Consider the following 26,533-nt stretch of genomic DNA (forward strand, 5'->3'; position numbering starts at 1 on the left):
GTCCTCGCGTGCCGTACGATGAGGCGTTTCAGAGGATAACTGCATGGCGCTTTCACAGCGTATTGTCATTGTGGACGATGAACGCGCGGTCCGCAGTGGACTTAGCAATCTGTTGCATTCAGACGGCTATTCGACCCGACTATTTGAGTCAGGTGAGGCGCTGCTGAGCGATGACGATGCGCTTTCAGAGGTGGGCATGCTGATCATCGATGTCGGACTCAAGGGCATGTCCGGCTTTGAGCTGTTCACTATTCTGAAACAGCGGGCAGGTCTGCCACCGGTGATTTTTATCTCAGCAGATCTGGAAGAGACCACCCTGTGGTATGCCATTGCCTTGGGTGCCGTGACTTTTTTGCGAAAGCCGATTGATGTTGATACGCTGCTGACACTGATCCGTAGCGAGTTATCTCAGGGAAAAGTGCGCTGATGAGCATGCTTTCGGTTAATTTTCAGGAGAGTGACGACGCAGGGATCGCGATTGAAGATTTCGACACGCTGACGCCGCTGGCGCAGGATGGCTGCCTGCTCTGGATGCTGGCGCGCCGTCACTCAGGTGAGTCGCTGATAATCGCCACCGGACAGAGTGATGACGTCACGTTTCAGGCGACGCAGCGGCTGAAAAATGAGCGAGCGCTGGCCGCTTATCTTTCGCCCCGCTGGGCCATCACCGCGACGGGCACCACCCGTTACCTCAACCGCTATGCGCTGATCTACCCCACGTTTCCGTTTCGCAGCCTGGCGAATAACCTCGCGACCCCTCCCGATAAAATCGCTGACTTCCTGCAGGTTGCATTGCAGCTTTGCTACACGCTCGGCCAGGCGCATCATCAGGGCATCGTGCATGGGGATATCAAGCCGGGCCATTTTTTTATCAGCGACGATGGCCGGTTCCGGCTGGGCGGGTTTGGTCTCGCCTCGCTGGCGGCACAATCGGCGGAAAAAAACAGCCTGCGCGTCTCAGGCGGTACGCTGGCCTATATGTCACCTGAACATACCGGCCGCACACCGCATCCGGTCAGCAGCCTCAGCGATCTCTACAGTCTGGGTGTCGTGCTGTATGAGTATCTCACCGGTAAGTTGCCGTTTGGCTCACCGGATGCGGGGGAGGCGGAGTGGATTCATCATCACATCGCCAGCGCACCCCGGCCAGCCGGACAGGTCAGAGAGGATGTGCCGCCGATGCTCTCTGTGATTCTGCTGCGTCTGCTGGCAAAGTCACCTGCTGACGGGTATCAGACCGTGCAGGGGCTGATGGCTGATTTACGCCGCTGTCAGGCGACGCTGACCGCAGAAAACACCATTGCGCCGTTCACGCCCGGTCTGCAGGAGCGGTTCAGCACCAGTTTCCGGCCCGAGACACTGTTCACGCAACATCCGCAGGCTCGCGTGCTGCTGACGACGCTGGATGCGGTCAACCGTACCGGCACGCAGAGCCTGGTGATGCTGAGCGGTGCGCCCGGCTCGGGTAAGTCCGCCATTATCGCTTCCGCCCTGAAAACCCTGCAGCACCGACAGATTCTGCTGGCCGCCAGCAAGGCCGATCAACATTCGCCTGCCGCACCTTATGCCGCAGTCGCCTCAGCGTTTCGCACAGTCACGCTTTATCTGCTGGGATTGTCAGCCCTGGAGCTAAGCAAATGGCGGGTTCGCCTGTTGCGCTTGCTGGGTGGCTATACCGATTTAGCCATTGAACTGGTGCCTGAACTAAAACAGCTGCTGAATATCCGGACAGTGCAGCCGGTGGTGCGCCATGCTCCGGACGCCCGCGAGCAGTTTAATCAGATGGCGTCTGCGCTTATCCAGGCCTTTGCCACGCCGGGCCGTCCGCTGGTGATGCTGATTGATGATGTTCACTGGGCAGACAATGCCACGCTGCAACTGCTGGAAAATCTGATTACCCGTAATGAGCATCTGCCTTTTATGCTGGTGCTCGCCTTCCGGGAGGGTGAGTCGATGCCCTGTCCGATGATTGCCGGGTTTCTGCTGCGCCTCAGAGCATCAGCGGCACGTGTCGTGGCGCTGACGCCGCAGCCGCTCAGTGTTAAAAGCATCACCCGCTGGCTGGCGGGAATGCTGCATACCCGTCCCGGCGGCAATCGTGAGCTGGCACAGATTATCTTTGAGAAAACCGGCGGTAATCCGCTCTCGATGCAGGAGTTCTTCCGTCAGGCGGTGGATGATGGGGTGATTGTCTATCGTCAGAACCCGCTGAAGTGGCATTACGACAGCCAGGCGCTGATTGCGCGTCAGTACACCGACAATGTGGCGACGCTGGTATTAAATCAGCTGGCGCGGATGCCGGAGGCTACACGCCAGCTGCTGGGTTCGCTGGCCTGTCTGGGGGCCAGCGGTGAACTGTCGCTGTTAAGTCATATCAACGCGACGTCCGTATCGCGGATTCAGCAGCAGCTTGAGCCTGCCGTCAGCGGCCGTTTTATAACCCTGACTGGCGGGAACTACGCCTTTACCCACGACCGCGTGCATAACGCAGCGTTTTTACTGCTCGACCTCCTGCAGCAACACTCTCTTCATCAGCAGGCGGCGGCATGGCTGTCGGCCGCGGTTGTAAATGCCGATTACAGTGAGACGCTGTTCCGCGCGGCTTATCACATCGGCATGATTGCTGAACTGCCGCTAAGTGTCGCAGATCGTGAACGCTATTATCCCCTCTGTTTACGTGCTGCGCAGGGAGCGAAACGTGCCGGAGATTATCTCTCGGCGCTGCGCTATCTGCGCAGCGCCCAGCAACTCAGCCAGCGGATGGTGACCGGCAATGACTTTATGCTGGGCATCGATGAGGCGGAGTGCGAATTTCTGCACGGTAATCTCACGACCGCGCAAAAGCTCTGTACCCGACTGCTGAGTGAGCCAGGCACGCTCAGTGAAAAATCGATGGCAGCCTGTCTCTCTGCTGAAATTCATATGCGTCAGTCCGACAACCATCTGGCGCTGGAAACTGCGCTCGCCTGGCTGGCTGTCTTTGGTGTGCATCTCAGGCGTGATCCGGACGACGCGGAGATTGACGCCGCTTGGCAGGCGATCAGGGCGCGGATCGGCGATTCCCCGCAAGCGGCTTTTTCCCACCTGCCACGCAACACCGATCAGGAAACTGAGTCGGTGCTGAACCTGATGGCCAGCACCATCTTTGTCTCCGCCTACGACTGCCCGCAGCTGCATCTGTTGCTGGTCTGCCGGATGCTGGAGATGACGCTGGATCACGGCGTGACCGGTGCTTCTGCGTTTGGTCTCGCCTGGTTCAGCGTGCTGATCAGCGAACGCTATCAGGCCTGGCATTTTGGCTATGCCTGTGGTCGGGTGGCCCGTGAGCTGGTGGAGCGGCATGACTTTACCCGCTATAAAGCCCGCACGCTGCTGCCTCTGGATCAACTGGGGATCTGGACGCAGCCGCTGGATGTCGCCGTAGAGAGTGCCCGTGAAAGTTTTCGCGTCGCGGTGATGCACGGTGACCGATCCTTTGCCTGCCTCTCGTTGCGTCATCAGATCATGAACACGCTGACACGCGGCGATCACCTGGAGTCGGTCATGACCTCCATTGAGCGCGGACTCGCTTTTACCCGCAAAACCTTTTATCCCGATGTTGAGAACGTGCTGGTCATGCAGAAGCAGCTGGTGATGCAACTGCGGAACAGCAACGGGTTCAGGGCAGGCGATCGCGATGGGGCTTTGCCGATGGTGGCGGGCAGCGAGCCGGGCGTGATCTCTGGCCCAAAAGCGATGGTGCTGTTCTGGGCGGGGTTGTATCGGGGAATGGCGCATTTCTTTGCGGCAGAATATCGGGAGGCGCTGCGCTGTTTTGCAGAAATTCGTCCGCTGACCAGCGCAGTGCCCGCTTACATCTACCTGATGGATATGCATTTTTACAGCGCACTATCGCTGAGCCTGCAGCCCGGTGCGGCTGACAGCAACACGCTGCGCTGCGATCTGGACAAATTTGCGGGCTGGGCCGACCTCAATCCCGGACTCTTTGCTGATAAATATGCCCTGCTCAGGGCAGAGTGTGCCCGTCTTGCGGGCAACACGGGCGAGGTGCTGAAACAGTATGAAAATGCGATCTGTCTCTCCCGCCAGGGGGGATATCTGCACATTCATGCGCTGGCGAATCAGCTGGCTGGCCGCTACTGCAAAGCATTACAGCTAGATACCGCCGCCGATGCCTACGTTAAAGCGTCGATGAGAAGCTGGGAGAGCTGGGGCGCGCTGGCGATGGTGCGCCAGCTTGAGCAGCACTATCCGCATCTGACCACGCCGATGCAAAACAGTGCAGTGGCGACCATTCCCTTTACGCAGGATGCCTCGTTCTACGACCTGGAGAGTGTGCTGACCGCCGTGCGCGCCCTGACGGAGGAGATCAACCTTGATCGGTTGATTCATACCCTGATGCGCATCCTGCTGGAGCGGGCCGGTGCCCAGCGCTGTCGGCTTATCCGGATTCTGGATGGTACGCTTCCGGAAACGCAGGCCTGGGCAGAAAGCACGGCTGATGGCGTGCGGGTGCAGATTGTCAAAGAGCGCCCCGTCGCAACTGACCTGCCGCTATCGGTACTGGCCGCGGTGATCCGTACCGGTCAGGAGATACGTACTGGCAAGCCGGAAGAGTTCAGTCCGTTCAGTCAGGATCCTTACCTGGTGGCCTCGGGCGCTGCGGTGTTATGTGTTCCGATGTTCAGGCAGGCCAATATGGTTGGGGTGCTCTATCTTGAGAATCGCCTGATGCCCGATGCGTTCACGGCTGAGCACTCCCACATTATTAAAACGTTGAGTGCTCAGGCGGCAGTTTCGCTGGAGACGGCGCGCCTCTACGCTGAACTGCTGGAGGAGAACAACCATCGGCGACGGGTTGAAAAGCAGCTGCGCGCCAGCAAAACCTCGCTGATGCTCGGCGAAAAGATCAGCCATACCGGCACCTGGCGCTGGGAAGTGGCAGAGGACATGATGATGGTGTCTGAAGAGTATGGCCGTATTCTGGGCCTGCCAGCCCATCAAAAAGGGTTGTCGATGGCAGATTTTCTGACCCGCGTTCATCCCGATGATTATGAGTGCATCAGCGAACTGGTGACCCACAGCGTCAGTCAGGGACGTAGTATGCAGGCTGAGTTCCGTGTGCTCAGGCCGGATGGGGAATGCCGTTATATCAAAGGTATCGGAGAGCCGGTAGAAAACTTCCCCGAGGTGAAAGAGTACTTCGGCACCATTTCTGATATCACCTCGCAGCGCCAGGCAGAAGATGCCGCGCGCATGGCACAGGCGGATCTGGCCCGTGTAACCCGCGCCACCACAGTCGGGCAACTGACTGCCTCAATCGCGCACGAAATTAACCAGCCACTGATGTCGATCGTGGCCAATGCCGGTGCCAGCCTGCGCTGGTTAAAGCGTGAACCGGTGATGCTGGAGAATGCCAGCAGTAGTCTGGATGAAATTATCAAAGAGGGAAAACGTGCCGGAGAGATAATTCGTGGCCTGCAGGCGCTGACCCGCAATCATGAATCGAGCTTTGCCTCGGAAAACCTCCATCTGATCGCCCGCGATATCCTGGCGCTCTCCCGAGTGGAGCTGGAGCGACGCGGAATTTCGCTGGAGCTGAAACTGAGGGCCGGAAAGGCGGATATCTATTGCGACCGCGTTCAGATTCAGCAGGTGCTGCTGAATCTGGTAATCAATGCCATTGATGCCATGTCCGACGATTTACCGCGCGCGGCGCTTTTGCGGCTGACGTCAGAGAACCCGACGCCGGACACGCTGCGTTTTGAGGTTCTGGATAGCGGCTGCGGCTTGCCGGATGGGGTGCGTGAACGGATTTTTGAGTCGTTCTACACCACGAAGAAAAGTGGCATGGGCATGGGATTAACCATCAGCAAAGGGATTATCAAAAAGCATTGTGGTGAATTAGGCGCAGAGAACCGGGCGGAAGGCGGCAGCCGTTTCTGGTTCACTCTGCCACTGGGATAATCGTATTGAGGCCAGGTGTCTGCCTGGCCTTAGCGGCGTCGGGTATGATCAATATTGAGCCGCTCTGCCGCCCGCACCAAATCGGTTAATGACCGCGCCTTCATCTTCTCCATCACCCGCCGCTTGTGGACTTTAGCCGTGATCTCACTAACGCCCATTTCGGCGGCGATCTGCTTATTCAGCAGGCCGCTAATCGCCAGCAGCATGACCTCGCTTTCACGCGGTGTCAGGGTCTGATGTCGCTCCAGTATCTCCCTTCGCTCCTCGGAAGAGGCCATATTCTGCCCGGCGATCTGTAAGGCTTCTGCAACCGCCTGCAAAATACGATCGGGATCGACAGGTTTAGTCAGAAACTCATAAGCACCGGTTTTCATCGCCCGCACCGTGACCGGAATAGTCCCGAAGCCGGTTAAGAAAATAGTGGGAATGGCGTAGCCACGATCGATCAATGCCTGTGCGACATCAAATCCATCTGCGCCAGGCAGATTAATATCCAGAATCAGGCAACAGGGAAGGGGAGTAAAAGCGTGAGCCAGGAAATCATTAGCCGAAGAAAAAGAGATAACCGTGTAATCGTCGGCAGTGAGCAGATTACGCAGTGCAGCAGTCACAGCAGCGTCGTCGTCAACGATATAAACGATGGGATTCATAGGGACCTCATTTCAGCCAGGTATTTACTGATAATTTAATTAAGCATGACGCGTAAAGAGGCCCTGATGAGAAAGTGTCGGGCAGGGTTAACAGGATATTACCATAACAGTTATCATTATCATCTCATAATTATCAGCTTGTTAAAATTAAGATAAATGGCTGATAGGTATGACTAAAATGTGAGCGTCAACACTGGGGTGGAGCGCCACTGTTCTGGGCGTCAATGCTGATAACTGTCATTTGATCGACATAGCTATGCCATAAATTGTTCGCTCACTCACGGGCAGGAGAATAGTCCCGTTTAATAGCTAAAATAATCCATAAACCCGTTATCCAGATTAAATCGTTTCAGCCTGATATGTACTGGAATAAGTTAGTGGCGGTACGTAATTAATTCACAAGTAGTCTGTTAACTCGCGGCGGTCCTGATAATTAATTTGCCTGAGGGCAAAACGACGGATTGATAAGCGTACCGATCTTTACCCTGCGTCTTATAGCGAAATAAGATAATTAATTATATAGTTACAACATACATTATGTTTAGTTATTAACCCTTAACTTCACCATTGTGCGGCCAATGCTTATCAACGCGAAGCCTCTGGTGCCAGATTCTGACGACCAGCCGGGTAAAACCTGACCCGTTTTTACCCGGTAAGAACTCATTACATTTAAAAAAGCCTTAACTATCAGCAAGTAACCTTGATAAGCGTAGCGGTATTCATGGCGCGGCTGTTAATCCTCACTAAGCTTGTGAAGCAACCCTTTAAATAGAGGGAGATTTTCCATTCGGTAGCTCGTCGCAATGTCGTCATGAGGCTTATATGAGTCAAAATTACTGCACCATTATCTACAATGGTGAACGGTTAAAAGGGTTAGCTGATCAACCGCTAATCGATTTTCTGGATGCTCAAGGGAAAAAACTACCTCATGTCTGTTACCACCCGGCGTTGCCGCCGCTGCAAAGTTGTGATGTCTGCTGGGTAGATGCCAACGGCGAGCGGGTTCGCGGCTGCACGCTCCGCACTGAAGAGGGGCTGGAGGTGCAGAGTGAAGGCAGTGCGCTTAAGGCCGCGCAGCAGGAGGGAATGGATCGGCTGCTCAACCGTCATGAGCTTTACTGTACCGTCTGTGAGCACAACACCGGTGACTGCACGCTGCATAATGCCGTGGCTGATATGCACATTCCGATTCAGTACTATCCTCATGAGCCCAAGCCCTACGCAAAAGATCATTCCAATCCGTTTTACACCTACGATCCTGACCAGTGCATCTTATGCGGTCGCTGTGTCGAAGCGTGTCAGAATGTCGAGGTCAATGAGACGCTGTCGATTGACTACACCCAGGCGCATCCTCGCGTGCTCTGGGATGGTGGAACGGAAATCGCCGGTTCCAGCTGTGTAAGCTGCGGACATTGCGTCACAGTTTGCCCGTGCAATGCGCTGCTGGAAAAAACCATGCAGCCAGACGCAGGCCCCTTTACCGCGATGGATGAAGGGCTGAAGCGTCCGCTGATCGACTTTGTTAAAACGCTGGAAAATAGTATCGGCATGGAGCCGATTACCGGCGTTTCGAAAATCGATGTGGCGCTGCGCCAGTCGGAGATCAAACGCACCAAAACCGTTTGCACCTATTGCGGTGTAGGCTGCAGCTTTGAAATCTGGACCCGTGACCGCCATATCCTGAAAGTTCAGCCGGTCGCCAAAGCCCCGGCCAACGGCATCTCGACCTGCGTTAAAGGTAAGTTCGGCTGGGACTTCGTCAACAGCCCGGAGCGCCTGACTACGCCGTTGATCCGCGAGAATGGCCACTTCCGGCCTGCCAGCTGGGATGAAGCACTACAACGGGTTGCCGAAGGATTACAGGGTATCGCTCAGAATTATGGAGGCGATGCGATTGGCTTTATCGGCTCCAGCAAGGCCAGCAATGAAGAAGCCTATCTGACCCAAAAAATCGCCCGTTTAATTTTCGGCACCAACAACGTTGATAACTCCTCGCGTTATTGTCAGAACCCGGCCACAGAAGGACTGTTCCGCACGGTGGGCTACGGCGGAGATGCCGGGACGATTGAGGATCTGCAACAGACCGATTTGATCGTGCTGGTCGGTAGCAACCTGGCCGAGAACCATCCGGTGATTGCTTCACACATCAAACAGAGCCACAAACATCGCGGTCAGAAACTGCTGGTCGTTGATCCGCGCCGTCATGAAATGGCGGAACGTGCTGACTGTTATCTGCGCATCCGACCGGGTACTGACCTGGTCTGGGCCTCGGCGATGGCAAAATATATGTTCGATCACGGTTATGCGGATGAGGCTTTTCTGGCCCAGCGGGTCAACCAGGTTGATGAGTACCGCGCGTCACTCGCTCCCTTTACGCTGGCCTTTGCCAGTGAGACATGTGGACTGAGTGAATCAGAACTGATTGAAGCAGCGGAAATGATCGGCCAGGCGGGCAGCGCCTGTGTGTTGTGGGCGATGGGAATTACCCAGCACAGCTACGGGGCAGACACCAGTACGGCGCTGTCAAACCTGCTGCTGGTCACCGGTAACTATGGCCGGCCTGGCACCGGCGGTTATCCGATGCGCGGACACAACAACGTACAGGGCGCCAGCGACTTTGGCTGCCTCAGTAATCTCTATCCCGGCTATGAAAAAGTCACTGACCCAGCGGTGCGCGAAAAATGGGCGCGTGCCTGGGGCGTCTCACCTGAAGCGCTTTCCGATCAGCCTGGTGCTGATAATTTCAAAATGGTGCAGCAGGCCGGTGAAGGCAAAATTCGCGCGATGTATATCACCGGTGAAGAGACGGCGTTTGCGGATGCCGATGCCACTTCGGTGCATGCCGCCTTCAGCAAGCTGGAATTTATGGTGGTACAGGACATTTTCATGTCACGCACTGCCGAATTTGCCGATGTGGTGCTGCCCGGTGCGCCCAGCGTGGAGAAAGAGGGCACGTTTGTGAACACCGAGCGGCGGATACAGCACTTTTCACCCGCCATGAAGCCGCTGGGTGATTGTCGGCCCGACTGGGAGATCTTTACCGATCTCGCCGCCCGTCTCGGTCATCCGTGGCATTACCCGAACCCAGGCGCGATTATGGCGGAAGCGGCAGGCATCGCAGAGATTTTCGCGGGTGTCAGCTATGAGCAACTGGTCGGCTGGCAGTCCCAGTTCTGGCCCGTCAGCGCCGCAGGCGAAAGCACGCCGCGACTCTACACGGAACGGTTTAATTTCCCGGATGGCAAAGCGCGACTCTATCCGCTGAGCTGGCAGCCGCCCGCCGAGCAGGAGGATTCACAGTATAATCTGCTGCTGAATAATGGCCGGATGCTGGAGCATTTCCAGTCGATGAATCAGACCGGGCAGGGTGGCCGCATGATGTCGCTGTCGCCTAATGCCTTTGTTGAGATCTCACCGGAGCTGGCCGCCGAGCGCGCGCTGAACGAAGGAGAGTGGGTGCGCATTACCTCGCGGCGCGGATCGCTGGATGTGCCTGTTGTGATCACTGAGCGAGTGGCAGGCAACGTGCTGTTTATGCCGATTCATCATGGCAAAGATGGCGTCAACGCCCTGACCGGCGAACATCACGATCCCGACGTCAACACACCAGCTTATAAAGAGATTGCCGTAAATATGAAGCGCGTTGATCGCCGGTCGCAGCCTAATCCGGTGCCACTACACAACTTCCGTCACGGCAGTCGTACGCCGCTGGATCACCTGCCGATAGAGCAAAAATGGCAGCAGGCAGGCTATCGGGAACCGCCTGAACATGTCGAAAAACCGGAGAAATTCTAATGGCAGAACGGATGAAATATCAGGTCCCGCCAACACGCACTGAGCCGACCGCCCGGGAGGCGATGGATGAGCTAATCGAAAATCTTCACCAGCACGGTTTTCTGCGGCTGGCGAACGACCTGGTTAAATCAAACAGCGAGGTGGGGAAAATCCTGGTTTCGGGCCTTAATCAGCCGGGTACGCAGAACGCGCTACAGAATCTCTCGCTACTGATGATGACGCTGGGCAGCGTGCCGCCAGAACGGTTTAATCATCTGCTGTTGGCCGTTCGCGATGCCGCGATGGCCGTTAAACCGGCGCGCGATGAGGCCCGTCAGGAAAAAGCCGCGCCGGGCATCCGCGGCATTATCCGGTTACTCAATGATGAGGATCTGTGGCGCGGACTGCGCCCCATATTCGCGGCGCTTGAAGTCTTCTCACAACAGATTGACCGTGAAGAGCAGAAGCCGATTACTCGCTTCAGTGGCAAGCCCACACGGGAGTAGTTCAGCCTGCGATCGTTCAGGATTGCGTGGGGGTGTAGATCAGATGACCGGCTACACCGCCCGCGCCGCCATCTTTTGGATGATTGATACCATCGGAGACAGGGACATCGGTGAAATCAAACGGCGAACCCCCCTCAAGGCAGGCGACATTCACCCCGAACTGATCGGGCTGTGAGCGGCTCTGATGAAAGGTGTAAATGCCGCAAACGGAACAGAAGTAGTGGCCCACCTCTTTGCTGTTGAAACGATACTCTGTGAGCTGCGCTTCACCCCGGGTCAGCTCCACCTTTGTCGCAAATACCACCACCGCGCCGCGCATCCGGCAAAACGAGCAGTTGCAGCGGCGCACCGTATTAAATCCATCCTTTAGCGTCACCCGGTACGCCACCGCGCCACAGTGGCATTGTGCTGTCATTTCATTTTGCATCGTGATCTCCTGTGTAGTGAAACCAACCAGCTTTCAGCCTACGCCAAAGCCTGGGATTTGGCAGCACCGGGTGCGGATTTGTCGACTATTAGTACAGGCAGGGCAGGGTGCGTTGATCGGGTTCGTCTGCGACACGATTTATTTCATCACCCCGTATCAGACAGTAATAAGCGTTATCTCTTCCGCTTCAAACGCCTCAAGCAGTTCTTTATCGAGCTTCTCTTCCACGACGAGCGTTGAAATTTCACGGCATTTCGCCACGCTGAATCGCGCTACGGCAGGGATTTTATCCGCTGTCAGCCCGACAATGACCTGATTGCTTTGCGCCATGGCAACTTTCTTGAATTCGCAATCCGCATAGTTAAAACCGGTCAGACCGGCCTCCGGACTCATGGCACAGCCGCCAATAAACGCCTGATCAAACAGAATCCCCTGGATCTGGTTGATCGCGGTTTGCCCGACCGCGCCGCCGGTGCTCTTCTGTATCTGCCCGCCCAGCATAATCACCTCCGCAGCAGGATGGTTGATCAGTAGCACAGCAATATCGGGTGCATTGGTGACGACGGTGATATTCAAATCTGGTGATAGCGCCTGTGCCAGCGCCAGATTGGTTGTACCGGCATCAATAAAGATGCAGCTATTGGCTTTCACCAGGCTGGCACAGCGCTGCGCGATCAGGGCTTTTGCTGCGTGATCGTGAGCTTTCCGGCTGACAAAGCTGCCCGCCTCCTGAAGCTGTAACACCGCACCGCCATAGACCTTTTTACATAAACCCTCTTTACTGAGTTCATGGAGATCGCGGCGGATAGTGTGCTCTGATACAGCCAATTGCCGTGCCAGGTCAGCGCAGACCACCCGTCCTTTGTCCTGCAATATCTCACGAATCAGCGCTTGTCGCTGCTGTGGGAAAGCTGCATAATCGAGCATATAAACCTCAAAATATTCACAATCGAGCTATAGTGAGCATAATCGTTCACTGCCGGGCAGGGAGTCAATAGCGATCTCTCGGTCCTGTCAGCTCTTCACGACATCCCTCAAAGGAATGCAATGGCTAATAACGTCTCTTCCACACTGGCAACACGCATCATCTTTTTTATAGCCGGATTTATCACCGCGACCTGGGCGGTGATTGTGCCTTTCGCCCGCGGCAATACCGGCGTTAATGAGGCGCAACTCGGCACCTTGCTGCTTTGTCTTGGCGTCGGCGCGCTGATTGCGATGCCGGTGACGGGCTGGCTGACCAGCCGCTTTGGCTGCCGCCGGGTGATTCTGGTCGCTGTCGCGCTGGTCATCATCAGTACGCCATGGCTGTCGGTGCTGAGCAACCCGCTGTTGCTGGCGCTGGCGTTGCTGGTTTTTGGCGTCGGCATCGGAGTAACCGACTGCGCCATGAACATCCAGGCGATCCTGGTGGAGAAGCAGGCGGAAAAGCCAGTCATGTCAGGCTTTCACGGCATGTATAGCGTGGGCGGCATTGCCGGGGCGGGCTTTATGACGCTGCTGCTGGCGATGGGATTTAGCGTGCTGACCGGCTGTTTGCTGGCGGTCGCGGCGGTGATTATCATGACGCTGGTCAGCGCATCGGGCTTACTGACCTACGCGAACCCCGCTGAAGGCCCGGTGTTTGCTGTTCCGCGCGGCAGCGTACTGATTATCGGCATCATCTGCTTTGCCGTCTTCCTGACCGAAGGCACCGTGCTGGACTGGAGTGCTGTCTATCTGACCGACGTCCGGGCCATTCCGGCATCACTGGGCGGACTGGGCTATACCTGCTTTGCCATTGCGATGACCGTGGCGCGTCTGACCGGGGATCGGATTATCTCATCGCTGGGACGTTTACCGGTTGTGCTGGGCGGCGCACTGATTGCCGCCGCTGGCATGGCGATGGTGACCTTTATCGCCTCCTGGCCGCTGGCGTTGCTGGGCTACACCCTGGTCGGCGCAGGCTGCGCCAATATCGTGCCGGTAATGTTCTCCGCCGCTGGGCGTCAGACGGTGATGCCGCAGGCGGTCGCCGTGCCTGCCATTACTACTCTGGGTTACCTGGGGGTACTGAGCGGGCCAGCCGTGATTGGCTATGTGGCGCATTACACGCATCTCGCTTTCTCGTTTTCACTGATTATGGCGCTGATGCTGGTTGTCGGTGCGGTCTCTCTGACCCTGGATCTGGGCCGTAGCCGCGCGGGGGAAAATGCATAAAATTACCCAGTCCGCGCTCCTGACAGAATTTCATTGAACGGGGCGCGGAGTCATCTTCAGGAGGAACGGAAGCGGCGTGCCATTACTCTCCCAGCCTGACCCAGCGGCGGCCTGCCAGCACCGTCAGCGCCACGATGGTGATGCCCGCAGCCAGATGCATAGAAAAATCGATGGCGTGCAGATGGGTATCGTGGCACAACGACAGCAGCATCGATGAGGTAAACGCACTGCCGCAGCCGCTCAGCGCCAGACTGCGCGCCGGATAGAGGGATCGGGTGCGCTGCAGGGCGAACACGGACATCAGCATCATCGGTACACTGGCCGACAGCATAAACAGATAGCAGTGCATCCCTTCACCCAACCGGTTCGCGCCCGATGGCGGTGCTGAAGATGACATATTGATCAGATTCAGAACCAGCCACATCATCGCCATCAGCAGCGGCCAGCGCAGGCTGATCGGTTTTCTGCCTGCAATACTCAGCGTAAAGGCTGCCGCCAGCGTGCTGCCCGCGATGATGAGTGACAGCAGCAGGGCAACCAGCGCGAAAAACGCGCCAGGCTGCGACCAGTCAGTGAAACGGCTGTGAAATGCCCAGCTGGTCAGCGCGCCACAGGGCAGGGCAAGGGCAATCCAGCCCGCAACGCGCCAGGCTGTGGGCCAGACGCGCTGCACCGGCTGGGCAGACGCGCTGAGCTGATTAATTAACTGGTCATGATTTCTCATGATGACCCCGTCCATATTTACGAAGGTTGACCATTGCGCGATGCAACAGAGATTTAACCGCAGAGAGCGACTGATTGGTTTCAGCTGCTGTCTGCGCCAGGCTCTGCTCGCGCAGATGCACGGATTCGACGATCTCTCGCTGGCGCAGCGGAAGGTTATCCAGATAACCGGAGAGGATATCCGTATCGGCTGAGGACTCTGCACTTGCAGCGGGTTGCCGTTGCAGCTCTTCCTCATCCTGTACTTCCTGGCGACGGCCGCGATGGCGCAGCGCATCTATGGCCCGGGCAGAGGCGATGGCAGCAACCCAGGGGAGTATCGGACGCTGCGGATCGTAGGTATGCCGCACCCGATGAATCGCCAGCAGCGTCTCCTGAATGACATCCTCAACCAGTCCCTCATCACGGATTTTTTTGCATACCAATGCCCGGATGGCAGGAACCATCGCTTTCAGTAACTGGTTATAGGCAGCTCTGTCACCCGCCTGCGCCCGGGCCATTAATGCTGGCCACTGCTGTGCGCGTTGATCAGTTTCTGGCATCGATCATCAGCAGTTCAGCATGCTGTCGCCGCGCCCTGGCCACGCGCCAGGCAATCGTTTCATCAGTAATCTCAGGATTTATTTCCTTTTTCTGTTGCCTGATTCAGCGCTGAAATCACAATGCCAGGCGTCAGCACCTGGGGCAGTACCTCAGGTTTACCGCCGTCAGCCGGATAGACCACGTAGAGCGGTAATCCACCGCGTCCGAAATCGCTCAGCGCCTGTTCAACATCGGGATTGTATTTGGTGGAATCCGCGACCATATAAATGGTGTTGGTTCGCGCCATCGCCGCTTTTACCGCCTGCGTCGAAAGCGAAGTACGATCGTTAACCTGGCAGGTAATACACCATGATGCGGTAAAGTTCACCAGTATTGGCTTGCCCTGACCTTTGATGGCATCAACGTTCTGGGGCGACCACGCCACAGCGGCGGCAACCTGTGAGGCGGTTGCCGTTTCAGCCGGAGCTTCGGCAAACCTGTTCAGGTTCAGTAACGGCACCACGACCAGCGCCAGGAAGAATGCGGTCGCCACATGCAGCACCCAATGACGCTGTCCCATCATACGGCGTTTCTGCGCCATGCCATACAGCCAGGCGGCGAAACTAAACAGTAAACAGCAGGCCAGAATGGCAGCCAGCGCCGCCGATCCCGCCTGACGTTCAAGTACCCAGATCAGCCAGCCCACCGCGCCCAGCATGGGAAACGCCAGCCCCTGCTTTAACGTGATCATCCAGGCACCCGGTTTTGGCAAAATTCGCGCCAGCACCGGGAAGAATGAGATGAGGGTGAAGGGCGCAGCAAAGCCCAGCGCCAGTGAAATAAAGATCACCAGACTGATTAGCGGAGGCTGGGTAAGCGCATAGCCTACCGCGCTGGCCATAAAGGGCGCGCTGCAGGGAGTGGCGACAATGATGGCCAGCGCGCCAGTCAGAGCTGAACCGACTAAACCACCGCGATCGCCTCCCACTTCGCCAACCCGCTGAACCGATAATCCTACTTCAAACAGACCGAGCAGGTTCAGTGCCGACCCAAGCATCACCAGAATCAGCGCGGCGATAACCAGCGGCGATTGCAGCTGGAATCCCCAGCCCACCGATGCACCGCCCGCCCTGGCCAGCAACAGAACTGCGGTCAGAGCGACCATCGTCACGACTACGCCCAGCAGAAAGGCCAGGCCTTCGGCTCTGGCGTGGGAAGGTGATTCGTGATGGCGGATCAGGCTCAGTGCTTTCAGCGAGATCACCGGAAACACGCAGGGCATGAGGTTCAGAATAATGCCGCCCAGGAAGGCGGCTGCAATCGCAGTCAGCATGATGTACCTGCTCTGAAGATGAAGTTATGCCGGATTGGCCTGACGGTATTTTTTAACGGCATCCATCGCTTTCTGGATATGCGTATCAGGATTTTTATCGGTGAAGCTCAGCAGGATTTTGCCATCGGGCGCAATCACGTAAGAGGTACGGTCTGAGAGTTTCTGACCTTTCATCTCCATGGTGCTCTTATATTCTGCCGCCACTTTGGCACCGGGATCGGCTGCGACGGTAAATTTGTCACGGCATTCAAGCTGCGAGAATTTCGCAATCTGATCGGTATTGCCCGCGGTCACGCCAATGACGGTCGCACCCTGCTTTTTAAATTCATCGGTCGCTTCAGCAAAATCGTGTGCTTCCAGCGTACAGCCTGCACTGAAAGCAGCTGGGAAGAAGTAGAGAACAACCGGGCCTTTCTGCAGCGCCTGTTGCAATGAGAAGGTGGTCGATTTACCGGCCAGCGCGGCTTCCAGTTTAAAGTCCGGCGCTTTTTCACCGACCTGTAACGCTGCAAAAGCAGATGTTGCCGGAACACTCAGTGCCAGCAGCGTAGCGACGGCCAGGGTTTTCAGGGTGTTTTTCATTGGCTTTACTCTCTCCATTGACGAACAGACGGAGTTGTCTGACGTCCCTGATAACAGGTTCGTTTAAAAATGGAAAAAGTTGCGCGGTTGAGGAATTTTTTTCGTGTTTTTTTTATGGTGCTTCACCAGCCGTCCTTTATCAGAACCCTCATTTTGAGCTGAATCGTATAAAGCTAATGTCAGCAAATTTCACCTGGTTCGCTGTAGTTATTCCTCTCTGGCCGTAATCACTGTGATTTGGCCCACAATAATAGGGCTAACTCACTGCCTTTTCTCAACAGGTGAGCATCATCACGTTTATCTTCAGTCCCATTAAGTAAATTTCCCTTACGGAATGAAAAAACGATTCAGCAAATGGGATGACTTATGAAGATTAAACTGGCGTTAACGGTACTGGCAGTGCTGGTTTCAGGCTCTGCAGCGGCGAAAACCTGGGTGCTGACGAGTGCTGAACAGGGCACTGAGCAAGGAAACTGGAAGATTTCCAGCAGTGAGCTGAAGTTTCAGGGCAAACCGTTCAGCATCGAGCAGAAAGTCCTGCATGGCGGCAAGCAGGAAGGCAGTAAAATTCTGACGATCCGCAGTGAGGATGGCCTGACGATTACGCTAAGCCCGACACGTGGCATGAACTTACTGCGTGTTGAAGGCTTTGGCACCCGCATGGGCTGGGATTCACCAGTTAAAGAGGTCGTCAATCCTGCCTACATCAATCTTGAGAGCCGCAACGGTCTGGGCTGGCTGGATGGTTTCAACGAGATGATGGTGCGTTGCGGCTACGAATGGACCGGCCATCCGGTCACCGATGAAGGCCGAATCTATACGCTGCACGGTAAAGCGGGTAATACGCCGGTTTCTCAGCTGGAAGTTGAAGTGGCCGATGCGGCACCACACGAAATTCGTATTCGCGGCCTGATTAAAGAGAGCACCTTTAAGAAAGCTGATTTGCAGACCATGACCGAGCTGCGTTACGTGCCAGGCAGCAACAGTTTCAGCCTGCATGATGTGTTAACCAACCACGCCGACTATCCGCACGATTACCAGATCATCTATCACAGCAACTTCGGCAAACCTATTCTGGAAGAGGGCGCACGCTTCCTGGCGCCGATATCCGGCATCAGCCCATTCAATGACTACGCGAAAGCCGGGTTAAAAGAGTGGCAGACCTATAAAGGTCCGACCAAAGACTTCGATGAGATGGTGTTCAACATCAAGCCACTTTCAGACAGCAATCATCAGACCGTCGCTGCGGTGATAAATAAAGCGGGCAACAGCGGCGCATCCATTCAGTTCGATACGCGTCAGCTCCCGATGCTGACCTTATGGAAAAATACCGACACTCTGAAACAGGGCTACGTGACCGGCATCGAACCTGGTACCAGTTACGCCTATCCGGTCACCATTGAACGTGAACAAAAACGTGTGAAGCAGCTGCAGCCGGGTGCGAGCACAACATTTGATCTGACGTACACCTTGCTGCACAGCAGCGAGCAGGTTAATGACGTTGAGAAACGCATTAAGGGCATTCAGGGCGAAACTAAGATTGATGTAAGCGAGACGCCGATAGCGAAAGAGTAACGACCCATCATAACCCCAGCTAAATTGTTGGGGTTTTTACTTTACAGGTCAGCGTTCCGTCACGGGATGACAACACAAATGCGGGAAAGAGGCAAAGATCTGCGCAGGATACTGGCGATGCTATAAGGTCGCGGGGTTGGTCAACGCAAAGTTACACGCAGGTAAACATCCGGCAAACCTGTGGAAGGGTGTTAAGCCGAAAGTTGATAGAGAAGAGTAACTCTGAAATACTAACAGTTAATAACTGATAGTATTTCAGTGGGAGAGGAATCATGCCAACCAGCGTAGCACTCAGTCCTTATTTCGAAGCGTTCATCCGCGAACAGATTGAAAGCGGGCGATATAACAACACCAGTGAAGTGATCCGTGCGGGCCTCAGGGCACTGGAAGAACGGGAGCAGCAGATGAAACTTGATGCTCTGCAAACAGCGGTCAGCGCAGGTATAAACAGCGGCGAAAGCAAAAACGCGGAAGAGGTATTTGGTCGCCTGTCGCAAAAATATCGGCGGCAGGCCGAAGGTGGTAAAGCGTAATGAAACTGGGTATTTCGCCTCTGGCAGAACAGGATATGGAGGCCATCGGTGATTATATCGCGCAGGATAACCCGGTGCGCGCGGTGAGCTTTACGGAAGAACTATACCAGCAATGCTTGCTGATAGCCGAGTCGCCGGTTATCTACAAAGAAAGACCGGAACTGGGACAGAGCGTCAGAAGTTGTACTTACGGGCGCTATCTCATCGTGTTCAGGGTGCTGGACACCGAAGTCCGTATAGAGAGGCTGCTACATGGTTCGCGGGATATTATCACGCTGTTCTCTGAACAGGAGGCGCCGGGAAGCTCTCGCTGAGCAGGATGCTCCCGTACACGTCAGAGCGTGCCGTCCGTAGTAATCATCCAATAAATAATCTTGCAGATTAGTAGCGATACATCCTCCAGTGTCTAAAGTGAAAACCCGAAGGGGGGTGAATTGAGCTTACTTAAGACATGTGCGATATGTAATTTAACATAAGATAGATTATGCGCACTTAAGGCGCGGCGGTAACATAGAGGCTAAAGCTCTAATCTAACCTTATCCGGGCGCTTCAGACAACCTGCTGAAGCCCCTTGTATGAGTATGACGGCCTCTGGTGATGAATTTTCGCGATCAATAAAGCCGTCGCCTCACCACCGCTGTATTTCTCACGGCGATCGGTTCAGCATAGACAGCGGCGATCATCGCTGGTTCAAGAAACGCGGTTCAGCCTGCACGCTGTTGCTCTCAACCCGTCGCGCCCTTACACACTGCGAATCGACAGCATCTATGGCTTAGGTAACGAAGTCTCGTGCAGATGTCGCCACAAAACCTTGCCAGCATCATTTACCTCGAACACAACCGTAGAAAACCGCAGCGTGACCTCCTGACCCGGAAGCTGCTGCAACTCCTTATATACCACAGTGGCATTTCCTTCACTCTCAGCAACCATCTGCATGTCGCAGATATCAATCGCTAAACCCGGACGTGCACCGCGCTGAGTGCGGAAAAACCCATTTAGTGTCGTGAAATCCAGTAAGGCACCGCCCGGTGTCACCATGGAATATGCAGGACTAAAACGCGCTAAAAGTTCCTCACAAACCTCATCATGTGCTTCTTTGTTACCCAGCCAGTTGCGAATCAATTCGTGGGCGTCCAGTACTTCCTTAAAATAACGGTTCATTTTTGGTCCCTTTTAAGCATAGAAATAACCTTCTGATTTGAAATGCGTAAACAGCACAGAAGCGGAATCACAGCGCTGAATGCCGCTATAACAAAACAGAGGTGATAAGCGTGTTCTTCAGGCATGCCGCTATTCGCAATCAGATTGAACAGCAGGCTGACCAGCGTAACGCCGAGACAAAAACTGAGCTGGCGATTGATATTCCAGAGTGCGCTGGCATCAGCAAGTTCGCTGTCGGTGATGTGAATAAAAGCAGAACTCTGGGCCGTGCTGCTGCACAGGCTGCCGCCAAATCCCATCAAGGCGAAAGCAAGTACAAAGACTAAGGTGTCCGATGTCTGGCCAGTCAGCGCCAGCAGGCCAATACCCAGCGCCTGAAACAGACAGCCGGTGATAAATAGCGGGCGTGGTCCCCAGAGGTTGAACGTCTTACCTGTCAGACTAATTGCCGCAAAGGAAGCCAGAGACCATGGCAGCATGAGCGCGCCGACAATGCTGGCATGCATACCTAATTGATTTTGCAGGTATAGCATAGTGATCATACTGACGCCGGTGAACACGCCTGGTATAAACTGATAGATCAGCATTGCGGTGTGTAAGAGCGGATCCTTTATCAGATGCAGGTTAATGAGTGGATGGCTTTTTCGAAGTGCGTCCCACACATAGCCCGCCAGAGTAAGGACGCCAGCAAGCAGCATCATCGCCCCCTGATAAAGCCTGTCAGCATCGCCCAGGTATGTCAGTCCGAGAAGGATCAGCGTGAGCGCGGCACAACCACTGACTAAACCCACCAGGTCCAGTGGTTCAGATGAGTTCGCCGGTTTGTCTGCTTTGAGCCAGCATCCCGCCAGCAGCAATGCCGCAACCGCGAGCGGCAGGCTCACAAGAAAAACCCAGCGCCAGCTAAGGCTCTCAACCACTATTCCACCAATAGCTGGCGAAAAGGCGGGTGCCAGCAATGCAATTAACATCACGACTGACGATAACTTCGCACGTTCATTGCTCCTGTATAACGCATAGGTCATCGTCTGACCGATGGGTATCAACAGTCCGCCGCCGATGCCCTGTATCCATCGGAAGGCGATGAGCTGAGAAACTGACGCTGATGCCCCCACACCACAGGTGCCCGCAATGAAAATAAGCAGTGAGAGCATGAACAGACGTTTTGCGCCCATGCGCCGTACCAGCCAGCTACTGAGCGGTATGACCAGCGTCAGGCCTAAGATGTAGCCATTACTGATCCATGCCAGCTGGCTAACGGGGGCATCAAAATGTCTGCCAATCTCTGGATAAGCAACATTGGCGATAAACATGTTGACCAGATCAATAAAAAATCCCAGCAAATAGACACTGGCTACGCGCACACGATAGCTCATTTTTTTCCCAGACAGATCAGCGTAAGGCGCGCAGTATAGGTGCTTAAATTATCGGGATAAATTCACTTTCTGTTGTTACACTGTCAAAGATATTTTGACAATGAGATGTCGCTAACGGAGTTCAGGATGATCAATATGCAACGGCTGGGGATCTTTGTCGCAGTTGTCGAGGCAGGCAGTTTTACAGGTGCAGCTCAGACACTCGGGTTAACTAAAGCCGTTGTGAGTTTCAATATTAAACATCTCGAAGAGGAGCTGGGTGTCTCGCTCCTTATCAGGAGCACCAGACGCGTTTCAGCCACGGATACGGGTGAAAGATTTTATCATCGTTGCCTTCAGCTTCTACAGGATGCGGAAAGCGTATTAGAGGATGTGAGAAGTGATCACGCTGGATTAAGCGGGACACTCCGGATCACAACCACTCTGGAATATGGCGCTCGTGTGATCGTCCCTGCCCTTGCTGACTTTGCAGCCCAACACCCGCAGTTACGCATACATCACGTCTCTTCATCAAAAAATGACGACCTGATTGCCGGCCGCTTCGATGTGGCGATACGACTTGGGCATCTTGCCGATTCCAGTCATCACGCCCGCCTTATCGATCAGTTTGATATCCTGGCGGTCGCTGCACCTTGTTATCTCAACAGCCTGAATGAAGCGTCTATCCGGGATCTTTCACATCTCGCGTCAGCAAAATGGATTGCGCATAGCCGTTTATCGACTCCACTCAGCTGGCAGGTGATCACGCCCGAAGGCGAGTCTGTGCTGATGAGCGCATTTCAGCCTGCCATGATCACGGCTGACAGTGCCTCTTCTTTGCTCGCTTTTACTTTAGCCGGTGCTGGCGTGGCGATTCTGCCCGCCTGGCTGGTACAGGATGAGATTGAAAAAGGTGGATTAGTACGGCTACTGCCCGATCATCAATTCCCCCGTCAGGGAATTTACGCGCTCTACCCTAATACGCGTCATGTGCCAGAAAAAGTACGCGCGTTTATAGATTTCCTGCATGAACGTTTAGCGCACTCCAGCAGAAAATAAGCGCATCCATGACATTATTCTGATGGGCTAACCGTTAATTTATCTGAACTGATTTAAATCCCATAAACTTTATTTTATGCAGCGCGGGAAGGTAAATATTTACTGTCTGGCTAATGACAATTCAGTTTAACGCAGGCGCATTAATTAATTCCCTGTCCTGATAAATCACTGCTGCGCGATAACCTGTAAAACTGGCGCTGGGGCTTGTCTTGTTATCCCAGCGCCTGCGGCTGCAGGCCCGGACCTGAGCCACACCCTGGTGTGGCTCAGACATTTAATGCACAGCATTAAGTAAAAATTAACTCCGTATAAATAATTCGCACAGTCACTTAATAACATAAGATTTTAATCTGGATGATTGTGGTTTATTCGCTGGCAGGAAAACAGGTCGCATGTTATTAAATTTGAATGTCGCGCTTAAATTCATTTGCATCCGGGAATTAAAACATGAAAAAGAGCTTATCCCTCGCATTACTGTTTTCGCTCACAACAGTTAGTCACGCGGCACTGGCGCAGCAGACCCTGCGCTTTGGCGTTGACCCTACGTTCCCACCGTTTGAATTCAAGGCGGCTGATGGATCATTGCAGGGCTTTGATGTTGATCTGGGCAATGCCATCTGCGTTCAGGCAAAGGTGAAGTGCCAGTGGGTGCAAATGGGTTTTGATAGCAGCATCCCTGCCCTTCAGGCGAAGAAATTTGATGCCATCCTGTCAGCGATGTCGATGACCGATAAGCGTCGTCAGCAGGTGGCTTTCAGCGATATGTTGTACAACACGCCCAGTGCTTTACTGGCACCGGCTGCCAGCACGCTGACGACCGATGTTGCCTCATTGCGCGGTAAGACGATCGGTGTGGCACAGGGCACCATCCAGGAAACCTATGCCAAAACCAAATGGGAGCCGGAGGGCGTTAAAGTCATCTCCTATCCTAACCAGATGGAAGTTTATCCGGATCTGGTCGCCGGGCGTCTTGATGGCAGCCTGGCCAATGCGGTCTCTGCTGAACAGGGATTCCTGACCTCAGCCGAAGGCAAGCCGTACGCCATCAAAGGGACCCTGGTGGATAAAGTCATTTTTGGTGATGGCGTGGGTATCGCGCTACGCAAAGGAGATGAGGCAAACCTGAAGATGATTAACACGGCACTGGCGGAGATGCATAAAAACGGGACTTATGACCAGCTCACCAAAAAATATTTTAAATTCAATGTTTATCCCTGATCCGCACAACGTGAAGAATCGCAGGAGTATGAAGACTATGGCGTTGCCCGAATACCACGTTCAGCGCGCGCGCTTTATGGCAGCGACGCAGAGCAAAGGTGCTGAGACGACCTCTTATCCGCATCCTCTGCCTGGTCCTCTGGGAGAAGCTCTGTATACAGACGTGGCACGGATAGGACCGGCCAGCGCATCACGTCTGATGCTGGTCGTTTCCGGCACTCACGGCGTTGAAGGCTATTATGGTTCCGATTGCCAGATAGCCTGGCTCGAGACGCTGGATGAAAAAGCGTTGCCCGCTGATACCGCGCTGTTGCTGATTCATCTGCTCAATCCATGGGGCGCGGCGCATTTACGGCGCGTGAACGAAGACAATATTGATCTGAACCGTAACTTTATCGATTTCAGTCAGCCACCTCCTGCTAACCCGGATTATGCACAGTGGCACGGTATTTATCATGGCGACCGTGCAAGCGCCGATCGGCAACTGGCCGACGCACTCGAGGGCGCAGGCTGGCAGGCGGTTAAACGTGTCACAGAAGCCGGACAGTATAGTTTTGCTGACGGCTTTTTTTTCGGCGGTGAGAAGCCCTGCTGGTCACACCTTACGATGGCGGCGATCGTTGACCAGCATCTTTCTGTAGCGAAAACCATCATCAGCTTTGACCTTCATACCGGGGCTGGCGCATGGGGGCATCCGATGCTGCTCTCTATTGCGGAGCAGCGTTATCCGGCGCATGACTGGGGCAAAGTCATTTACGGTGAGTGGCTGACCTTATTGTTTACTGGTGCCGGACGTGACAGTGTAACTGGAATCACAGCAACGGCAACCGGCTATCTGTCGCACTATCTGCTGACGTCGCTGGCTGACACCCGGATTTTGCCTCTGGTGGTGGAATGCGGGACTTACGAGGGTCAGGATATGCATCAGCGGGTGCGTGAAGATCACTGGCTGCACCTCTATGGCGATCCTGCCAGTGCGGGCGGCCATGTGATAAAGCAGCAACTGGTCGAGGGGTTCTGGCCAGAAGATGCGGACTGGCGTGCATTGGTGGCTTTCCGCACGCAGCAAATCTTTCTGCGCGGCTGGCGTGCCCTTGCAGACACGCCATGATGTCATAGTCTGCCGTAAAAGGTCATACGCGCGGTTTCTGACAACGCAATATCCGGCTGCGTATTGTAAGCCAGCACGGCCAGCATACGGGTGACCTCGCCTTCAGTTGGGGTCACACGGTGCAGGGAATTACGGCCACGAAACAGCACCAGATCCCCGGCATCTATCTCCAGCGCGTCAACGGTCTGGCGTTCTTCCAGCACTGCGTCGACACCGGCAAAGTTCATCTCACCGGCATCAGCATCCCGCAGATCTTTCACATACTGAAACACGCCGCCCGCCAGCGGTTTCTGTACCAGTAAGGTGATGGCAAATGAGGAGTTGTCGAAGTGCCAGCCCAGCTCCTGACCGTGTGATGCATAGTGCAGGTTGATCGAGGAAAGCGGGTCAGCATAGGGATAGAGCGCTTTTTCACCCAGTACATCGCACAGGAAATGTTTGAACAACTCATCATTATAAAGCTGACGCAGCGGCGAGTCAGCAGCGATAACATCATCAGTGATGCAGCCTTTGGTGCTGATCACATCCCTGTTACGCGGATGCTCAGCACTGAAAGCGTCATCAGGTTTCATCAGATAGACATTGTGCTTGCTGCGGGTGTGATAAGCCTGGTGACGTTGTGCATTGCCCTCTTCGATGATCGCCTCTAAAGCGTGTGGTTTTAAAAACTGACGCAGTACCAGCGCGCCGGACTGGTTTAACTGCTCACGACAACGTTGACGCCAGCCATGATCGGCCAGTGGATGAAGATCGAGACGGACAAGGGAACCAGACATAGCAACAATTCTCATGATGAGCAGGTGTGATGTTACTCTACCGGTCGCCTGCAACGCTGCGTAACGATAAAAACTTAATGCCCTGATAAGGAAGTGTTAATGCCTGCCCAATTGCCAAGGTTGCCAAAGATCAGCGTCATACAGTCATTTAAAGTGGCTGCCGAACTGGGCAGCCTGGCAAAAGCGGCCGCTCAACTTGCCTTAACCCCGGCGGCAGTCAGTCAGCAGATTCGCCAGCTGGAGGAGCAACTCGGCAGCGCCCTGTTTTTACGTACGCAGAGCGGCGTGATGCTGACCGAAATCGGCAAACAGTATCTGCGCTATGTAACCGAGGCGTTTGATATTCTGCATCTCGGTCAGCAAAACATCCGCCATGCGGCCAGTGCGCCAAAACTCACCGTTTACACATTACCGGCGCTGGCGTCCAAATGGCTGTTGCCCCAGCTGGCGAGCTGGCGCGACCATTGCCCGAATATCGATCTCTCGTTACACGGTACGCATTCTCAGGTCGATTTCACCGCGATGCCCGCCGATTTTGTGATCTGCTTTGGTGAGGATCGTTACCCGCAGTCAGATAAGCTGAAGTTGTTTCATGATGACGTGCTGCCGGTGGCCAGTCCTGCTCTGTTACATCGCTTTACGCCGGAAACAATCTTAAGCCAGGCGCCGCTGATCCACCTCGACTGGGGTAATGAAGGCCGCTTTCTGCCGGACTGGCGAAGCTGGTTTCAGGCTAAAGGCATGGACGAACCTCTGCCGCAGCCCGCGTTCAGCTTTAATCTGACCTCGCTGGCGATTGATGCGGCTGTCGCGGGAGCTGGTGTGCTGCTGGGGCAGCGACGCCTTATCGCGGCGGAACTGGCACGGGGCGATCTGGTGGTAGTGGATGATCTTTGCCTGCCGCTGAGCAAACCCTATTACCTTGTCTGGCCGCAACGCACCCTGAGCCAGCCAGGCAGTGAGGCGATGATCAGCTGGTTAAGCCAACTGGGCGCGAGCTGCGAATAGCCCTTCGCCGTGATCGGACTCGCCTGCGTCCGCCAGTCTGAAACCATCAGCGGG

22 protein-coding genes are annotated in these 26,533 nt (G+C 54.8%); 12 read left to right on the forward strand and 10 right to left on the reverse strand.

The annotated features are described in order from the left end of the window. The first annotated feature begins 43 nt into the window (after positions 1 to 43). Together LC417_RS12290 and LC417_RS12295 are read left to right on the forward strand one after the other, a co-directional pair. The gene (locus tag LC417_RS12290) at positions 44 to 427 is read left to right on the forward strand and encodes a response regulator transcription factor (protein ID WP_050679365.1); all 384 of its coding nucleotides are present in this window, start codon (positions 44 to 46) and stop codon (positions 425 to 427) included. After that, positions 427 to 5,967 carry an AAA family ATPase gene (locus LC417_RS12295; protein WP_223565906.1) on the forward strand — a complete coding sequence of 1,847 codons (5,541 nt, stop codon included), beginning with the start codon at positions 427 to 429 and terminating at the stop codon, positions 5,965 to 5,967. The genes LC417_RS12290 and LC417_RS12295 overlap by 1 nt, the downstream gene beginning before the upstream one ends. A gap of 29 nt (positions 5,968 to 5,996) precedes the next feature. On the opposite strand, the gene LC417_RS12300 is transcribed toward LC417_RS12295, so the two are convergent. Continuing rightward, entirely contained in the window at positions 5,997 to 6,617 is a 621-nt protein-coding gene (locus tag LC417_RS12300) for a response regulator transcription factor (RefSeq protein ID WP_132499041.1), read from the reverse strand. 822 nt (positions 6,618 to 7,439) lie between these two features. Between LC417_RS12300 and fdhF the strand changes: the two genes are divergently transcribed. Continuing rightward, positions 7,440 to 10,412 (forward strand): formate dehydrogenase subunit alpha, encoded by a 2,973-nt coding sequence (gene fdhF, locus LC417_RS12305; protein ID WP_223565907.1) that lies wholly within the window; start codon positions 7,440 to 7,442, stop codon positions 10,410 to 10,412. Next, positions 10,412 to 10,897, forward strand: coding sequence for a DUF1641 domain-containing protein (locus LC417_RS12310; protein WP_033773931.1), 486 nt, complete (start codon positions 10,412 to 10,414; stop codon positions 10,895 to 10,897). Before fdhF ends, LC417_RS12310 begins: the two co-directional genes overlap by 1 nt. Positions 10,898 to 10,913: 16 nt before the next feature. Here LC417_RS12310 and LC417_RS12315 read toward each other — a convergent pair whose 3' ends face one another. Together LC417_RS12315 and LC417_RS12320 are read right to left on the reverse strand one after the other, a co-directional pair. Continuing rightward, positions 10,914 to 11,324, reverse strand: coding sequence for a GFA family protein (locus LC417_RS12315; protein WP_223565908.1), 411 nt, complete (start codon positions 11,322 to 11,324; stop codon positions 10,914 to 10,916). 156 nt (positions 11,325 to 11,480) lie between these two features. Next, entirely contained in the window at positions 11,481 to 12,251 is a 771-nt protein-coding gene (locus LC417_RS12320; RefSeq protein ID WP_223565909.1) for a DeoR/GlpR family DNA-binding transcription regulator, read from the reverse strand. A 120-nt stretch (positions 12,252 to 12,371) separates the two neighbouring features. Here LC417_RS12320 and LC417_RS12325 point away from each other — a divergent pair, with 120 nt between their 5' ends. After that, positions 12,372 to 13,523, forward strand: a complete 1,152-nt coding sequence (locus tag LC417_RS12325) for an MFS transporter (protein WP_223565910.1) — start codon at positions 12,372 to 12,374, stop codon at positions 13,521 to 13,523. Positions 13,524 to 13,605: 82 nt separating this feature from the next. Here the strand turns inward: LC417_RS12325 and LC417_RS12330 are convergent, their stop codons facing one another. The 4 genes from LC417_RS12330 to LC417_RS12345 form a co-directional block, all read right to left on the reverse strand. Then, complete coding sequence (locus tag LC417_RS12330) at positions 13,606 to 14,247, reverse strand: NrsF family protein (RefSeq protein ID WP_010247152.1); 642 nt, start codon at positions 14,245 to 14,247, stop codon at positions 13,606 to 13,608. Further along, the gene (locus tag LC417_RS12335) at positions 14,234 to 14,788 is read right to left on the reverse strand and encodes a sigma-70 family RNA polymerase sigma factor (protein ID WP_223565911.1); all 555 of its coding nucleotides are present in this window, start codon (positions 14,786 to 14,788) and stop codon (positions 14,234 to 14,236) included. Before LC417_RS12335 ends, LC417_RS12330 begins: the two co-directional genes overlap by 14 nt. 71 nt (positions 14,789 to 14,859) lie before the next feature. Then, complete coding sequence (locus LC417_RS12340; protein WP_223565912.1) at positions 14,860 to 16,101, reverse strand: protein-disulfide reductase DsbD; 1,242 nt, start codon at positions 16,099 to 16,101, stop codon at positions 14,860 to 14,862. A gap of 24 nt (positions 16,102 to 16,125) precedes the next feature. Continuing rightward, complete coding sequence (locus tag LC417_RS12345; protein WP_010670341.1) at positions 16,126 to 16,683, reverse strand: peroxiredoxin; 558 nt, start codon at positions 16,681 to 16,683, stop codon at positions 16,126 to 16,128. A 366-nt stretch (positions 16,684 to 17,049) separates the two neighbouring features. Here LC417_RS12345 and LC417_RS12350 point away from each other — a divergent pair, with 366 nt between their 5' ends. The 3 genes from LC417_RS12350 (at position 17,050) to LC417_RS12360 (ending at position 19,105) form a co-directional block, all read left to right on the forward strand. Further along, positions 17,050 to 18,258 (forward strand): aldose 1-epimerase family protein, encoded by a 1,209-nt coding sequence (locus LC417_RS12350; RefSeq protein WP_223565913.1) that lies wholly within the window; start codon positions 17,050 to 17,052, stop codon positions 18,256 to 18,258. 272 nt (positions 18,259 to 18,530) lie between these two features. Next, positions 18,531 to 18,791 (forward strand): type II toxin-antitoxin system ParD family antitoxin, encoded by a 261-nt coding sequence (locus LC417_RS12355; RefSeq protein ID WP_010670343.1) that lies wholly within the window; start codon positions 18,531 to 18,533, stop codon positions 18,789 to 18,791. Further along, positions 18,791 to 19,105, forward strand: coding sequence for a type II toxin-antitoxin system RelE/ParE family toxin (locus LC417_RS12360; RefSeq protein ID WP_060679152.1), 315 nt, complete (start codon positions 18,791 to 18,793; stop codon positions 19,103 to 19,105). Before LC417_RS12355 ends, LC417_RS12360 begins: the two co-directional genes overlap by 1 nt. Before the next feature lie 451 nt (positions 19,106 to 19,556). Here LC417_RS12360 and LC417_RS12365 read toward each other — a convergent pair whose 3' ends face one another. Both LC417_RS12365 and LC417_RS12370 read right to left on the reverse strand, forming a co-directional pair. Then, positions 19,557 to 19,952 carry a hypothetical protein gene (locus tag LC417_RS12365; protein ID WP_031590667.1) on the reverse strand — a complete coding sequence of 132 codons (396 nt, stop codon included), beginning with the start codon at positions 19,950 to 19,952 and terminating at the stop codon, positions 19,557 to 19,559. Further along, positions 19,949 to 21,328, reverse strand: a complete 1,380-nt coding sequence (locus LC417_RS12370) for an MFS transporter (RefSeq protein WP_223565914.1) — start codon at positions 21,326 to 21,328, stop codon at positions 19,949 to 19,951. The genes LC417_RS12365 and LC417_RS12370 overlap by 4 nt, the downstream gene beginning before the upstream one ends. A 126-nt stretch (positions 21,329 to 21,454) precedes the next feature. Between LC417_RS12370 and LC417_RS12375 the strand changes: the two genes are divergently transcribed. The 3 genes from LC417_RS12375 to LC417_RS12385 all read left to right on the forward strand — a co-directional run bounded on the left by LC417_RS12375 (position 21,455) and on the right by LC417_RS12385 (position 24,695). After that, entirely contained in the window at positions 21,455 to 22,366 is a 912-nt protein-coding gene (locus LC417_RS12375; RefSeq protein WP_223565915.1) for a LysR family transcriptional regulator, read from the forward strand. Positions 22,367 to 22,813: 447 nt separating this feature from the next. Further along, on the forward strand, positions 22,814 to 23,584 hold the full coding sequence (locus tag LC417_RS12380; RefSeq protein ID WP_187493469.1) for a transporter substrate-binding domain-containing protein: 771 nt from the start codon (positions 22,814 to 22,816) through the stop codon (positions 23,582 to 23,584). A 37-nt stretch (positions 23,585 to 23,621) separates the two neighbouring features. After that, positions 23,622 to 24,695, forward strand: coding sequence for a DUF2817 domain-containing protein (locus LC417_RS12385; protein WP_187496354.1), 1,074 nt, complete (start codon positions 23,622 to 23,624; stop codon positions 24,693 to 24,695). A 2-nt stretch (positions 24,696 to 24,697) separates the two neighbouring features. Here the strand turns inward: LC417_RS12385 and LC417_RS12390 are convergent, their stop codons facing one another. Further along, the gene (locus tag LC417_RS12390; RefSeq protein ID WP_022624319.1) at positions 24,698 to 25,471 is read right to left on the reverse strand and encodes a 2OG-Fe(II) oxygenase family protein; all 774 of its coding nucleotides are present in this window, start codon (positions 25,469 to 25,471) and stop codon (positions 24,698 to 24,700) included. 99 nt (positions 25,472 to 25,570) lie between these two features. On the opposite strand from LC417_RS12390, the gene LC417_RS12395 reads away from it, so the two are divergent. Continuing rightward, positions 25,571 to 26,479, forward strand: a complete 909-nt coding sequence (locus LC417_RS12395) for a LysR substrate-binding domain-containing protein (RefSeq protein ID WP_223565916.1) — start codon at positions 25,571 to 25,573, stop codon at positions 26,477 to 26,479. Positions 26,480 to 26,533 lie beyond the last annotated feature (54 nt).

It is taken from the genome of Pantoea sp. OVA07A (assembly GCF_019969975.1).
GTDB lineage: Bacteria > Pseudomonadota > Gammaproteobacteria > Enterobacterales > Enterobacteriaceae > Pantoea > Pantoea agglomerans.